At 28.9% G+C, this 14,867-nt stretch carries 14 protein-coding genes; 9 read left to right on the top strand and 5 right to left on the bottom strand.

Annotation, left to right across the window (positions count from 1 at the left end):
- Nucleotides 1-103: 103 nt before the first annotated feature.
- From QZ306_RS10105 to rsmD, 5 genes are all read left to right on the top strand, one after another.
- Nucleotides 104-1,627, top strand: a complete 1,524-nt coding sequence (locus QZ306_RS10105; protein WP_295163555.1) for a YifB family Mg chelatase-like AAA ATPase — start codon at nt 104-106, stop codon at nt 1,625-1,627.
- A gap of 316 nt (nt 1,628-1,943) precedes the next feature.
- Nucleotides 1,944-3,239 (top strand): O-acetylhomoserine aminocarboxypropyltransferase/cysteine synthase family protein, encoded by a 1,296-nt coding sequence (locus tag QZ306_RS10100; protein ID WP_295163554.1) that lies wholly within the window; start codon nt 1,944-1,946, stop codon nt 3,237-3,239.
- A gap of 71 nt (nt 3,240-3,310) precedes the next feature.
- Entirely contained in the window at nt 3,311-4,441 is a 1,131-nt protein-coding gene (locus QZ306_RS10095) for a homoserine O-acetyltransferase (RefSeq protein WP_295163552.1), read from the top strand.
- Between the two features lie 71 nt (nt 4,442-4,512).
- Nucleotides 4,513-5,178 (top strand): hypothetical protein, encoded by a 666-nt coding sequence (locus QZ306_RS10090; RefSeq protein ID WP_295163551.1) that lies wholly within the window; start codon nt 4,513-4,515, stop codon nt 5,176-5,178.
- A gap of 21 nt (nt 5,179-5,199) precedes the next feature.
- On the top strand, nt 5,200-5,757 hold the full coding sequence (gene rsmD, locus QZ306_RS10085; protein ID WP_295163550.1) for a 16S rRNA (guanine(966)-N(2))-methyltransferase RsmD: 558 nt from the start codon (nt 5,200-5,202) through the stop codon (nt 5,755-5,757).
- A 49-nt stretch (nt 5,758-5,806) separates the two neighbouring features.
- On the opposite strand, the gene QZ306_RS10080 is transcribed toward rsmD, so the two are convergent.
- Nucleotides 5,807-6,238, bottom strand: a complete 432-nt coding sequence (locus tag QZ306_RS10080) for a PepSY-like domain-containing protein (protein WP_295163549.1) — start codon at nt 6,236-6,238, stop codon at nt 5,807-5,809.
- A gap of 280 nt (nt 6,239-6,518) precedes the next feature.
- On the opposite strand from QZ306_RS10080, the gene QZ306_RS10075 reads away from it, so the two are divergent.
- From QZ306_RS10075 to trxB, 4 genes are all read left to right on the top strand, one after another.
- The gene (locus tag QZ306_RS10075) at nt 6,519-7,517 is read left to right on the top strand and encodes an FAD:protein FMN transferase (RefSeq protein ID WP_363322643.1); all 999 of its coding nucleotides are present in this window, start codon (nt 6,519-6,521) and stop codon (nt 7,515-7,517) included.
- A gap of 133 nt (nt 7,518-7,650) precedes the next feature.
- On the top strand, nt 7,651-8,631 hold the full coding sequence (locus tag QZ306_RS10070; protein WP_295163547.1) for an acetylxylan esterase: 981 nt from the start codon (nt 7,651-7,653) through the stop codon (nt 8,629-8,631).
- A gap of 125 nt (nt 8,632-8,756) precedes the next feature.
- Nucleotides 8,757-10,211: a helix-turn-helix domain-containing protein gene (locus QZ306_RS10065; RefSeq protein ID WP_295163545.1), complete on the top strand. Its 1,455-nt coding sequence runs from the start codon at nt 8,757-8,759 to the stop codon at nt 10,209-10,211.
- 70 nt (nt 10,212-10,281) lie between these two features.
- Nucleotides 10,282-11,214: a thioredoxin-disulfide reductase gene (trxB, locus tag QZ306_RS10060; RefSeq protein ID WP_295163543.1), complete on the top strand. Its 933-nt coding sequence runs from the start codon at nt 10,282-10,284 to the stop codon at nt 11,212-11,214.
- Nucleotides 11,215-11,310: 96 nt separating this feature from the next.
- Here the strand turns inward: trxB and QZ306_RS10055 are convergent, their stop codons facing one another.
- From QZ306_RS10055 to QZ306_RS10040, 4 genes are all read right to left on the bottom strand, one after another.
- Nucleotides 11,311-12,336 (bottom strand): alpha/beta hydrolase, encoded by a 1,026-nt coding sequence (locus tag QZ306_RS10055; protein ID WP_295163542.1) that lies wholly within the window; start codon nt 12,334-12,336, stop codon nt 11,311-11,313.
- 114 nt (nt 12,337-12,450) lie between these two features.
- Nucleotides 12,451-13,386, bottom strand: a complete 936-nt coding sequence (locus QZ306_RS10050) for a thermonuclease family protein (protein ID WP_295163541.1) — start codon at nt 13,384-13,386, stop codon at nt 12,451-12,453.
- A 44-nt stretch (nt 13,387-13,430) separates the two neighbouring features.
- Nucleotides 13,431-14,273, bottom strand: coding sequence for a pantoate--beta-alanine ligase (gene panC, locus QZ306_RS10045; RefSeq protein WP_295163540.1), 843 nt, complete (start codon nt 14,271-14,273; stop codon nt 13,431-13,433).
- 3 nt (nt 14,274-14,276) lie between these two features.
- The gene (locus QZ306_RS10040) at nt 14,277-14,738 is read right to left on the bottom strand and encodes a hypothetical protein (RefSeq protein WP_295163539.1); all 462 of its coding nucleotides are present in this window, start codon (nt 14,736-14,738) and stop codon (nt 14,277-14,279) included.
- Nucleotides 14,739-14,867 lie beyond the last annotated feature (129 nt).

Here is a 14,867-nt window from a genome sequence, read left to right as displayed (position 1 = left end):
CAATTTTAATTATTTATATAATATTTAATTTTTTATAATATACAGGCTTATAATTATAAAAAAATTTGTTTAACCGTATGTATATAAAATAAAGGAGTTTTATATGCATACAAAAATATATTCAGAGGCTCTTTACGGTATAGAAGGTATACCTATTATAATAGAAGTTAATATTTCAGAAGGACTTCCTAAATTTGATGTTGTAGGACTTCCGGACCAAGCAGTTAATGAGGCGAAAGAAAGAGTAATAGCCGCAATTAATAACAGTGATAGATTTTTTCCTCCTAAAAGAATAACTATAAATTTAGCGCCTGCGGATTTAAAAAAAACTGGCAGTATGTATGATTTAGCTTTTGCTTTGGGTATATTATCATCAAGCGCTCAGGTATTTTTTTCAGACTTTATGGATAAAACTATAATACTTGGAGAATTAGCTTTGGACGGAAGCGTAAGAGAAGTAAAAGGCATATTTTCTATGCTCCTCAATGCAAAAGAATTAGGAATAAAAAATGCCATAATTCCGTTTAATAATATGGAAGAAGCTAATATAATTGAAGGTCTTAATCTTTATCCTGTAAAAACATTAAAAGATGCTATAGATGCTATTGAAGGTAAAAAATCGCCTGTAATATCTGAGGGCAAATTTAATTTTAACAGCGAAGAAAATGAAAATATAGACTTTTCAGATGTAAAGGGTCAGGAATATGCCAAAAGAGCGGCAATGATAGCAGCAGCTGGAGGGCATAATTTTATAATGATAGGTTCTCCCGGATGCGGAAAAACTTTAATAGCGAAAAGAATACCTACTATACTTCCTCCATTAACATTTGAAGAGGCTTTGGAAGTTACTAAAATTTATTCATCTTATGGACTTTTGTCCAAAAATATGCCTATAGTGAAAAACCGTCCTTTCAGAATACCGCATCATACTTCGTCTTATGTAAGCCTTGTAGGAGGCGGAAGAAATATAAAGGCTGGCGAAATTACTTTAGCACATAATGGAGTATTATTTCTTGATGAGTTTGTAGAATTCCAAAGCTCTGCGCTTCAGACTTTGAGAGAACCTATGGAAGAAAAAACCGTGACAATAAGCAGAGCAAACGGAAGCATATCCTTTCCTGCAAATTTTACTTTGATTGCAGCTATGAATCCATGTCCATGCGGTTATTACGGCGATGAACATCATACTTGCAGATGCTCAGATATTTCAAGAAAAAGATATATAGCTAAACTATCTGGTCCCATACTTGACAGAATAGATATATCTATAGAAGTGCGTGCCGTTGATTATGCTAAAATTTCATCAAAAACTGAAGGAGAGAGTTCAAAGTCAATGCGTAAAATAGTAATGGCGGCAAGAAAAAAACAAGAGAAGCGTTTTAAAGAAAACGGAATTAAAATATTTTCAAACTCATCTATGGGAATAAAAGAAACTCAGAAATTCTGCATATTAGATGATAGGGCTAAAAATCTTTTGAATATGGCGTTGGAAAAATTTTCAATGAGTGTAAGAAGTTATGATAAAATATTAAAAGTATCAAGAACAATAGCCGATTTGGAAGATAAAGACATTATAGAAGCGGAACATATAACCGAAGCTTTACAGTATAGATTCAATTTAAATTAACAATTATCTTTTTACTCCTGTTTGTTTATCGCTTAAAAAATATATATAAGATATTCATGCGCTTTTAAACAAGTAAAAATTAAATTACTATTGACAATAATTATTAATTATATATAATATATATAATTAATAATTATTATAGGAAATCATAAATGAAGATAACCTTAGTTGTAAATAAAATGTTTTGCCCCATGCAAATTTACATGTTTTATAATGACGGATTCATAATATAGTTTATTTTTTATTTTGAAATTTCAGCCGTCAAATTAAATTTGACGGCTTTTTTATATTTAATATTTTTTAAGGAGAATTAATAATGTCAAGAGAATTAAAATTTGAAACTTTGGCGGCGCATGCAGGACAGGATTTTGAAGATCCATTCGGAAGCAGAGGAATACCTGTATACAAAACAACTTCATATCTTTTTAGAAATTCAAAACATGCAGCAGATTTATTTGATTTAAAAGAGCTTGGTTACATATATACAAGACTTGGAGATCCTACAGCAGATATTCTTGAAAAAAGAATTACGGCTATGGAAGAAGGAAAAGCTTCTATTGCTGTATCTTCTGGTACAAATGCTATATTCTATACTATAATTACAATATGCGAAGCAGGCGATGAAATAGTTTCGGCATTCAATGTTTATGGAGGAACATATTCTCAATTTGCTGCAATACTTCCTAAATTCGGAATTGATACTAAATTTGCAGATTCTAAAAATCCTGAGAGTTTTGCTAAAGCGATTACAGATAAAACTAAATTAATATTTATAGAAACAATTTCCAATCCGTCTCTGGATTTTACAGATATTGAAGCAATTTCAAAAATAGCGCATAATGCAGGAATACCTCTTGTGGTAGATGCCACATTTACAACGCCTTATCTTTTGCAGTCAATTAAGCATGGAGCAGACATTGTCATTAATTCTCTTACAAAGTGGATAGGAGGACATGGAAGCGCTGTTGGAGGAAGCATTACAGATGCTGGAACCTTTAATTGGCAAAGCGATAAATTTCCTCTGTTTTCTAAACCTGATTCAAATTATCATGGCATAAAATGGGCTTATGATCTGCCAGATGAACTTAAAGACATAGCATTTGCATTGAGAGTGAGAACGGTGCCGCTTAGAAATTTGGGTGCTTGCTTATCTCCCGACAATTCATGGATATTCATTCAAGGTGCGGAATCTCTTGCCGTTAGAATGGACAGGCATTCTTCTAACGCTATGAAAGTAGCTGAGTTTTTAGAAAAAGATGCAAGAGCCGAATGGGTAAGATATCCGGGACTTAAAAATGACCCTTCTTATGCAGTGGCGAGTAAATATTTGAAGGATAAATTCGGCGGAATGGTTGTATTCGGCATTAAAGGAGGATATGAAGCTGCTGTAAAATTTATAGATAATATAAAATTATTTTCACATCTGGTTAATGTTGGAGATGTTAAAAGTTTAGTTGCGCACCCTGCATCAACAACACACTCTCAATTATCTGAAGAAGAATTGATAAAAGCTGGAATAAGCAAAAATTTTATAAGACTTTCTATAGGAATAGAACATATTGATGATATATTATATTATTTAGATGAGGCTTTGAGAATAGCAAATAAATAATTTATTTACAAAATAAGCTAATTAAAATATATCTGACTATTTTATAATGCATATATATTTAAGGATTATTTATGAAGGATATAAAAAAATATAATAAAAAAAAAAGTATAAATAAAGAAAAAATAACAGAAGATAATATGCTTAAAGAAGCTAATAAATTAAAATTTTTTAATTATAATAAAAAATTCAAATTTGAAAACGGAGAAAGCATAGATGAATTAAAAGTAGCTTATACAATAAACGGAAATTTAAATAATAATAAAGATAATGCCGTATTAGTATGCCATGCTTTTACAGGAGATGCCGATGTTATTTCTTGGTGGAGCAATTTTGTAGGAAAGAAAAAAGCAATAGACACCGATAAATATTTTGTAATATGTTCTAATGTTTTAGGCGGATGTTCGGGAACTACAGGTCCTTCATCAAAAAAACTTGGAAGTAATTTATATTACGGTACAGATTTTCCTACTTTTACAATAAAAGATATAGTAAATGTTCAGAAAATACTTTTGGATTATTTGAATATAAAAAAGCTTTATTGTGTTGTTGGAGGCTCTATGGGAGGAATGCAGGCTTTGCAATGGACTGCCTCTTATCCTAATATGATGCAAAAAGCGATTATAATAGCAAGTTCTATGAGTCATTCTCCGATACAAATAGCTTTTAATGAAATATCAAGACAGGCTATAATGGGAGACCTTGAATGGTATGGAGGAAAATATTACGGTATGTCAAGTCCTGACAGAGGTCTTGCTTTGGCAAGAATGCTCGGACATATTACATATATGAGTGAAGAATATATGAGAAAAAAATTCGGAAGAAAAAAGAAAAAATCTCTGAAATATTTTACTCCTTCTTTCGAAGTTGAAGATTATCTGCATTATAATGGGGAGAAGTTTACTGCCAGATTTGACGCTAATAGCTTTTTATATCTTACTAAGGCTATGGATTTATTTGATGTTAAAGATGAAATAAAAAAAATTAAACTTAAGAAAAATATTAGTTTAGAAAAGGTTATGGTTATATCTTTTATATCTGATTGGCTTTATCCAAGCACTCAGTCTGCTGAAATAGTAGCTGCATATCAGCATTCAAATATGGATACTATATTTTATGAAATAGAATCCAATTACGGGCATGATGCCTTTTTACTCAAGAATACTGAGCAGACAAAATATGTAAAAAATTTTTTAAATATTTAATATTGCAAATAGTCTTGTTTTTTTATTATTATAAGTTAGTATAATAAAATATAACTTTTAAGGAATATTTTATGAAATTAGTTTTTTCAAGATTTCTAATAGGAAGTATTGTAATATTAGTAGGTATTTATATCTTACTTCAATATGTTTTTCATATATATATTCCTGCATTAGCATATACTCCCGTATTTACTATAATTGTTTCGGTTCTTTTGATAGTTTGGGGAGTCGCAATGGTTATAGGAAGAAATTTTTACACATCTAAAATACTTTTAGGATTATTTGTTATATGTTCGGGCATATATATACTTATAAGATATTGTTTTAATGTTAATATGCCTTTTATATTATATACTCCAATATTCAGAATGATTATAGGAATGATAATAATATTTTTAGGGGTTTATATAATATTTGGAATATACTATGTCGGAGACGGCATACATAAAACAAAATACAGCATATATTTTAAAACTGAAACTATAGACTTATCAAATTTAGAAATATACAGAAATAGAACTATAGATGTAAATACCGTTTTTTCAGATACAGTTATTCTAATAGATGATAAAATACGGGTACATATAAAAGTCGCAAGTGCATTCGGAAGCGTTTCTCTGCCTACAGGCGACAGCGTAAGTTTCGGAGAAACTAATTTTGTTATGGGAAACTCTGATAAAATACTTTATTTAAATGTAAGCTGCGCATTTGCTCAGATAAGAGTTCTTTATAAATAGAGTATATTTATCGGCGTAACTATGCATATTATATCTGGAAGTAAAAAAGGAAGAAAAATCATAACTCCTAAAAGAAATTTCAGGCCAACTCAAAGTAAGGTTAGAGAGGCTTTCTTTAATGTATTGGATATTGAAAATAAAACTATTTTGGATCTTTGCTCGGGAAGCGGGGCTATTGCTTTTGAAGCTTTAAGCAGAAATGCAAAACATGCCACTATGATAGAAATAGACAGAGAAGCTGTAAAAACTATATTTATAAATGCAAAAGAAATATTCGCAGATGATAATTCATTATATAAAATAAAAAGAATATCTGCCTGCGACTACTTAAAAAAAACAAATGATAAATTTGACATTATATATTTGGATCCTCCTTATCATTCAAAAATATATTATGATGCCTTAAATTATATATTAAAAAGAAACATATTGAATAAAGACGGTATTCTAGCCGCAGAATTAGGATTAAATCATTACAGAGGTTTTATAAAAAATATTAATGATGCTGTATCTTGTATAATGAAATATGATATAAGAATTTACGGAGATAGTGTATTAATAATATTTAAATATGTATAAAAAGAGATGCAGTTTCAGTAAAAAACCGCATCTCTAAATCTATGTATATTTAATCGTCCCATTTCTGGCCAATTATCTGACCGCTAGCCGCTATATAAAGCTCCATCATATTATTTAATTTTATCTTATAATTGCCCCATTCCTTTTCTACATCTATCATTATGGCTTGAGGATAAGTTCTTCTAACCGTATTGGCAACAGCCTGAGGCAAAACACTTAAAGGCACTCCGTTATATTCTCCGTCTATATTAAGCCAGTTTCCATTAAGCAAAAAGTCTATAGAAGCTCCGTTTGACAAATCAACTTCAAATTTTCTTCCGTCTCTTTCAACTTTCCATATCTGCGCATTAGGGTAAACTCTTTTTATAAAAGTCCTTGCTTTCTGAGGTAATGCTGAAACTGGAACTATCCAATCGGCAAACAGACTTGATGTTGAAATAACTGTCAAAGATACTAACAAAGCAAATAATTTTTTTATCATAATAAATCTCCTTAATTTTCTTTTTACTTAAACAACTTATTGTAAATTATCTTTACAATCATAAGTATATCAGAAAAAAATATCAATGTCAATAGAATTTACGATTATTTTACATTTTTTTACAAAATACCTAAAGTTTATCAGTATTATAATACTTATCATACATATTTTTTATATATTATAATATTAATAATAAGTAAATATTTTTTACTTTTACTATTATTTTTTATAAACGGTTTAAAATAAATATCTATAATTTAATATCAAAGAGATTAAAATGATGAAAAAGAATATTTATATTTCCATACTGATAATAGCTGCAGCATTAATAACGGCAATTTTATTTTACAGAAGCAGAGAAAAATATATAACTTCAACTGTTATGATAAGCGATACTATACTTAATATAACGGCGCAGACATCAGACAAAACTATGGATAATATACTAAAAAGCATCACAAATGAAATAAACAGAATAGATAATATATTAAATCCGTATAATCCTAAAAGTGAGATATCTTTAATAAATAAAGAAAGCATATCAGGAAAATACGAAATAGAAATATCTGATGAAATATCGCATATATTTGAAACAGGCTTGAAATATTCTCAATTAAATCCGTCATTTGATATAAGCGTAAGACCTTTAATAGAGCTTTGGGGATTCGGCGTAAAAGAAAATCAGAAAGTTCCTTCAAAAACAGAAATAGATAAAGCTCTGTCAAATATAGATTATTCCTCTCTTTCAATAATAACAAATAATGATAATAAAATATTAAAATTATCAATACCATTAACATTTGATTTCGGATCTTATGGAAAAGGATATATAATAGAAAAATTAAAATCGGTATTTGAAGAATATAAAATAAAAAATTATTTAATAGATTACGGCGGCGATACCTATGCTAAAGGACTTAACAGCAGAGGAAAACCTTGGGTTATTGCAATAAGAAATCCTAGAAATGATGCCAACGGATATTTAGCTTTGCTGGAAGTTACAAACAGCTCCATAGTTACAAGCGGAGATTATGAAAGATATTTCACAGAGAATGGAATTAATTATCATCATATAATAGATGCTGAGATAGGTTATCCTGCATACAGCAGCATATCTGCCACCATAGTTCATACTAATGCGGAAGAAGCCGACGCTTTATCAACTGAGGCATTTTTACTAGGCACCGACTTTTTTACAAATAAAGCTTTTAATTATAAGGAAGCTTATATTGTAAACTCTGAAGGAGAATTATATATTGCCACTAATGAAAATTTCTGATATAAAGTTATTTTGAATAATTAAAAATTATATTTTAGAATGCTGTTATTAATATATATAATATTGAAAAAAATATAATGTATATTATACTTCAGAATATAATTAATAATAATGCATAAAAGGAGCGCCTTATATGGCTTTTTTTGATTTAAGTTTGGAAGAATTGTATAAATATAAAGGAGTTTCCGAAGAGCCTGAAGACTTTGACGAATTCTGGATTAATACTTTAAATGAAAATAATCATAAAACGGATGCAGAATATACTTTGATAGACACTCATCTGAAACTTTTTGATGTATGGTCGGTGAGCTTCAAAGGATATTCAAAGCATATTATAAACGGCTGGTATATAGCTCCTAAATATGCAAAAGAAAATAATGAAAAACTGCCATGCATAATGCATTATCCGGGATACGGCGGAGGAAGAGACTACCCGAATAAACATCTGCTTTTTCCGTCAGCAGGATACAGCATATTTGTAATGGAAATAAGAGGACAGGGGGCGGAAGGAGGAAACGGGGCAATAACCCCAGATCCTGTAGGATCATCTCCGCATGCCGACGGCTTTCTTACTATGGGTATATTAGATAAAAAAGATTACTATTATAAAAGAGTTTTTGTAGATGCTGTTAAATCTATTGAAGCGGCTAAAGAACATGAACTTACAGGAAAAATTGCATTGAACGGCACCAGTCAGGGAGGCGGAATATCACTTGCTGTATCAGGGCTTTCATCTGCCGTTAATCAAAAAATTGAAGCCGCTATGATAGATGTTCCATTCTTATGTGATTATAAAAGAGCATGCACTATTACAGACACTCTGCCTTATAATGAAATAGCCAGATTCTGCAAAACAAATAGAATGCATGAGAAGAAAGTTTTTGAAACTTTATCTTATTTTGACGGGGCTTTATTTGCAAAAAGAGCTGAAACTAAGGCTTTATTTTCTGTAGGACTTATGGATATTTTATGCCCGCCTTCCACAGTATTTGCCGCCTACAATAATTATGCAGGCGAAAAATCTATTAATGTTTATGCATTTAACGGACATGAAGGCGGAGATAATGAACAAAGTGAAAGAAAATTAGATTTTTTAAGATTGATTAATATATAAGCAATATATTATCAACCTATTAATAATTTTTATATTTAAAATTATTAATAGGTTGATAATAATATTATATATGTTATTATTACTTTTACATATATGATAAAACAATAGGTATTAATGGATATGGTATGAAGATTATATCTGGCAGGTTTTTTTCTAAATCCGAGCTGAAAAATAGAATATTAAAAGATGCTGTTATTTCAATTTTGTTTTTATCTATAATCATTTTAGTTTATATGCAGATTAGAAGCCCCATACCTATTAAATTTATTTTTAAATCTCTTTTTCAAGATGTAAAAACTTCGGTAGTGGAAGAGTATTCTAAAATATTCTATCCAACATATTATTTTTCTATGCAGATGACGCCTATATTTGATATAGTTAATCAAGCGCCTGAAGCGTATAAAATCTTAATAACTAATTTTTTTCCAAAGCATACTTTTATAGAAAAAGCAGCTATGCAGGTTGGAAATAATTATATGTCAATAACTAAAGAAAGCAACGGATATAAAGTTGTAGGGCATATTGTAACTAATAATCATAATAATCAATACTCTTCGGCTGCTTTTGAGCAATTAAGTATAGATTCTTTCTATGTGCAAAACGGACATGCCTATATAAATTTAATATATATAGCAAATGAAAATATAACTTTTGAATATATTTCTCAATTTAATGTAAACTTTAATGATGTTGAACTTAAAAATATTGATAATATATACGCATATCTTGTAACAGGCAGCAGCAAAATAACTTTTCCCATATCATATTCATCTACAAACAATAATTTAGATTACGCTGCAATATCAGATATTATGACTAAAGAATTTAATGCAACTAATGAAGATATGATAAAGGTTTCATATAAAGATAATAACTATTGGGGATATAAAGGAATTTTCTCTATTGCTGATAATAATATAGAAATAGGAATTATTATACCAGAGAAATCTCTTATCAGTAAAATACAAGTGCCTTTAATACTTTTTTTAGTTTTATTTATAATTATTACAATAGTAATTATAATTATGCTTGCCATACATTATATAAGAATCATTGAAGATTTAAAAATAAATCATATGAATATAAAGAAAATAATTGAGGAAGGTGAAAATACTAATGTAGAGTTTAAATCCACATTAAGATATGACAGTAATACAGAAAAAATAAATAAAGCTTTGGAAGAAGTTATTATGAAATCTATTGCAGCATTCAGCAATACGGAAGGAGGGAGGCTTTTCATAGGCATATCTAATGACGGGGAAGTATTAGGACTTGAAAATGATTATTCAACTTTAAAGCAGGCAAATCAGGATTTTTTTGAGCTTCATTTAAGAACTCTTATAGAACATTATTACGGAAACGCTTTTTCCGCTGAAGGAATTAGAATTGATTTTGTGGTAGAAGATGAAAAAGATGTATGCATAGTTTATATAAGGAAAGGAAGAGAACCTGTATATACCAGAATTACAAACAAGCAGGGCGCTAAAGAAGAAAAATTTTATATAAGAGTTGGAAACTCTTCAAGAGAAATTGCAAATGCCAGCGAAATAATAACTTATGTTAAAAAACATTTCAGATAACGAATGTTTTTATAGTATAACTTTACTATTTAAAATAGATACCATATAAATAATAAAAGGAGTGTTTTATATGTCCGTATATGATAGCATTATAATAGGAGGCGGTCCTGCCGGTCTTTCGGCTATGCTTTATTTAGGAAGAGCATTAACTAATTCTATTCTAATAGAGAAAAAAGGCATAGGCGGTCAGATGATGAGTACAGATACCGTTGAAAATTATCTGGGTTTTCCTGAGGATATAAGTTCTTTTGAGCTTGCAGCTAAAATGCAGCAGCATGCCGAAAAATTTTCTAAAAACGAAATAGTTTATGATGAAGTTATAAAAGTGGAAAATATTAAAGAAAAAATAAAAAAAGTTATTACAGCTGACGGTAAAACTTATGAAGCAAAAACAATAATATTTGCTATGGGCGGTTTCTCTAAAAAATTAGGGGCTAAAGGAGAAGAAACTTTTTCAGGAAAAGGCGTTTCTTACTGCGCTACATGCGACGGTGCTTTTTATAGAAATAAATCTGTTGCTGTAGTAGGAGGAGGAAACAGTGCTTTTGATGAGGCTTATTTTCTTACAAGATTTGTAAATAAAATATATTTAGTTCATAGAAGAAAAGAGTTCAGAGCCGAGCCTATAAATGTTAAGCATTTAACCGATACCGGAAAAGTTGAATATGTGCTTGACTCTGTAATAGATGAGATATGCGGAGACGGTAAAGTCAATAGCATAAAAATAAAAAATGTATTGGACGGTTCTGTACATGATAAGCCTGTAGATGGGGTATTTGTATTTGTAGGTCAGGAGCCAGCAACACATTTCTTAAAAGACACAGGATTAGAGTTAAAAGAAACAGGACATATAGTTGCAGATATGGCAACAATGGAAACAAATATAGAAGGAGTATTTGCCTGCGGAGATTCTATATTAAAACCAGTCCGTCAGGTTGCTAATGCCGTAGGAGAAGGTGCTGTTGCTGCTATGAGTGTAACTCATTATTTGAATAAGGTTTAAATTTATAAACTCAATATGATATAAATAAAGGAGTTCAGCTTTTTAAAAGTTAAACTCCTTTTTATTATAATTACTTCTGATAAAATAAGTTATTATTTATTTTAAGTTAGCTTTAAAAAAATTTTCTAATTTATCAAAAGGTATTATATCAGTTTTATCATATAAATCTATATGCAAAGCGTCCTTTACTATAACTAATTCTTTAGGTTCCGCCGCTTTACTATAAGCATTTTCGCTGAAATATCTTGAATGGGCTTTTTCTCCTGCTATAAATAAAATAGGTCTTGGAGATATAAAACTTATTTGCTCTAAAGGATAATAATTCATTAAACTTATCATGCTTATAAGAGACATAGATGTTGTTGAGCGCGGATGATAGCCTCTTTCACTTCTGTAATAACTGTAAAATTCTTTTGATACTTCGTCGGAATTTTCGTCTATCTTTTCAGGAGTACCTATTGCATATAATTTTTCTCCTCCTTCATACTCAATCCATCTCTGCATAGAAACCCAATTTAAAAGTTTTTTTCTATCTTCATCGCTAACAGAATTATTTAATCCATGCCTTGCCGCCTGTCCCATGTCATACATGCTTGCTGTGGCTATAGCCTTTATTCTCATATCTATTTGAGAGGCGCTTAATACAAAACTCCCGCTTCCGCAGATACCTATAGCTCCTATTTTATTTTTATCAACATAATCCAAACTTCCCAAAAAATCTACTGCCGCACTGAAATCTTCTGTAAAAGCTTCAGGAGAAGCAGTAAAATGAGGAGAGCCCCCGCTTTCTCCGTTATAAGAAGCATCAAATGCTAAGCTTACAAATCCTCTTTCAGCCATATTCTGAGCATAAACTCCGCCCGCCTGTTCTTTAACCGCTCCGTAAGGACTGCCTATTACTAAAGCCTCAAATTTTATATTTTTCTGCATATCTTTAGGAGTATACAGATCAGCTACTATATTAATACCAAGTCTATTGTAAAAAGAAACTTTTATCACATCAACTTTATCGCTTTTCGGAAAAGTTTTATCCCATTGCAGAATATTTTGAGACATAACAGTACTTGCGAAATATAATAATATAAAACTGTAATTTCTTATTTGTCTGCATATCTTTGTCATAAACAAACCTCTTTATTTAATTTTGTATTATTATAAGAGTTTATATATACATATCAAATACTTATGTATTATATACAGTAATACTTTTTAAGTATATTTTATGAAAACAATAAATTATCTGTTTTCGCTTCTGAATTTTGCAGGGTCTGTAAAAGGGCGTCTGCCTTGAAATTTTGATAAATAAACTATATTGCTTGCTATGTCTGTAAATCCGTTATCTCCGTATTTCATAATAGTTTCTTTTGCCTGCTTATCTTTCATCATAGAATAAGCCAAAGGTATATCATCAATAAATATATGACATAAAATGCGTCCGAAAATATCGTATGAAGATACAAGCATACTTACTTTTGAGGCATTATTAATTTTCTTTATAACATAGTTCTTAACATTAGTTCCGTAATTCTGCTTTAATTCGGGAGCATCAAGCCCTATAAATCTGTAATATATTTTATTGTACTTTATAGTGTCGCCATCTATTACAGTTATTAAATCTTTATTAAGATTAATTAAATATTTTGATAAGTTTTTATTATAATTGGAATCTATTTTATAAACTTCTTTATTTGTAAATGACAGAAAAAGTTTAATATTATCATTATCTCTTAATTGTAAATATTCTTCCGTTTTTATATCATCTATACTTAAAACTACTTTGCAGTATTTTATATTATTTGATTTTAATTTATTAATTAATATGTCATCGCAGGTATAGAACATAATATTATTTTTAAAAAAATAAGAGTAAAGCGTAAATTTAAAAGCTCCGATATATTTAACACTTGGCAAATATGTGTTTATATATTTTTTATCTTCTCTATTTATATAATCACCGTAAACATACACCGTACATCTGTCTATTATATAATCATATATAATAGATGTTTTGCTGTTTTCTATCATACTTATTACAGATATCTTATCAATAAATAAATTTCTTCTTTCTTTCAAAGAGGAAGTTTTTATAATATAAATTAAAGAAAGTATTATAATTACTGAAGAAACAGAATTTTTTATAATCTTTTCATTTTTTTTATTAAGATTCCGCACTTAAGTTTTATATCCTAAAAAATTTCAGCATATATATTTAATAATCATTTTAAAGAAATATTATCTAACAATCTTGTGTATCCGCAGTAGCATGATATAAGTATAATAGAATTATTAGTTGCTGTTTCAACACTGATTAAACTTTTTTTATCTATGATATAAACATATTCTAATTTAAGCATTTTATGAGAATGCAAATTATTTTTTATAATATCTATTAAATATGATGATTTTGTACCGCCTTTTTTAAACTCTTCTCTTGCTTCTTTTAATAATTTATATATGATGCCTGCTTCTTTTTTTTCTCTTTCATTTAATAAATAATTGGAGCCGCTTAAAGCCAGCATATTTTCATCTCTTACAATAGGAATTGTTTTTACATTTATATTATATCCAAGATCTTTTATCATCTTTTTTATTATAAATATTTTCTGATAATCATATTCTGTAAAATATACATGAGTGGGAGAGATTATATTAAAAAGCTTAGACATTATTGTAGCTACGCCTTTATAATATATAGGTTTTGAAATTCCATAGTATTTATTATATATATTATCCATAATAATATAAGCGGCATAGTCATCTGGAATCATCTCTTCAACAGAAGGTAGAAATAAAGCATCTATATTAAGCTTATCTAAAATTTGCTTATCTTTATTTAAGTTTATAGGGTATCTTTCTATATCTTCAGCTTTTGTAAATTGAAGAGGATTAATAAATATGCTTACAACTATAATAGAGCATTCTTTTTTTGATTTTTTTATTAATGATATATCTCCGTCATTCAAAGCTCCCATTGTAGGTATTAATGCTATAGAGCTATTTTTGTTTTCATTGATAAATTTATATGCACTTTTTATACTTTTTAATATAGTTAAAGACATATATTAATCCGTTTTCTTATTCATTTTATCCTGATTTGTGGCAGGTCCGTAAAAATATAATGCAAGTATAGTCTGTATAGGAAACATTATAACAGCTTCAATAAACATGCTGATTCTTCTTATTGAAAATATAATGTCTTTTTTTAATATGAATACATTTAATATATAAAGTATTTTGATTGCAGCAAATACCAAAAATAATATTATTATTACAAAATAAAAAATACTATTCGGCGTCGGAAGTAAATTAATATATTTCGGAGTTTCATTATTATTGGCATTAATTATAAAAAGATATATTCCAAATAAATAAATAAGGGCAAATACCGCATCCAGTATAACCGTAATAATAGCTGCATTCTTATATGAAATTTCAGGATAAAGCAATGTACCGCAAGAACGGCATTTTTTAGCATATTTATCATTCACAGTTTTGCATGATTTGCATTTAATAGTTTTAGCCATATTTTTTTATACGCTCCTCATTTAATCAGGGATATTATTTATATTTTAATTTATATAATCATATTTATAAATAATAAAATTGTCAACTATTGTATAATAGTCATATTTTTTTAATCAGTATTTTTTAAA

The organism is uncultured Brachyspira sp., assembly GCF_910588665.1.
Taxonomy (GTDB): domain Bacteria; phylum Spirochaetota; class Brachyspiria; order Brachyspirales; family Brachyspiraceae; genus Brachyspira.
The sequence above is the reverse complement of the archived record's forward strand: the minus strand, read 5'-3'. Positions and strand labels throughout refer to the sequence as shown.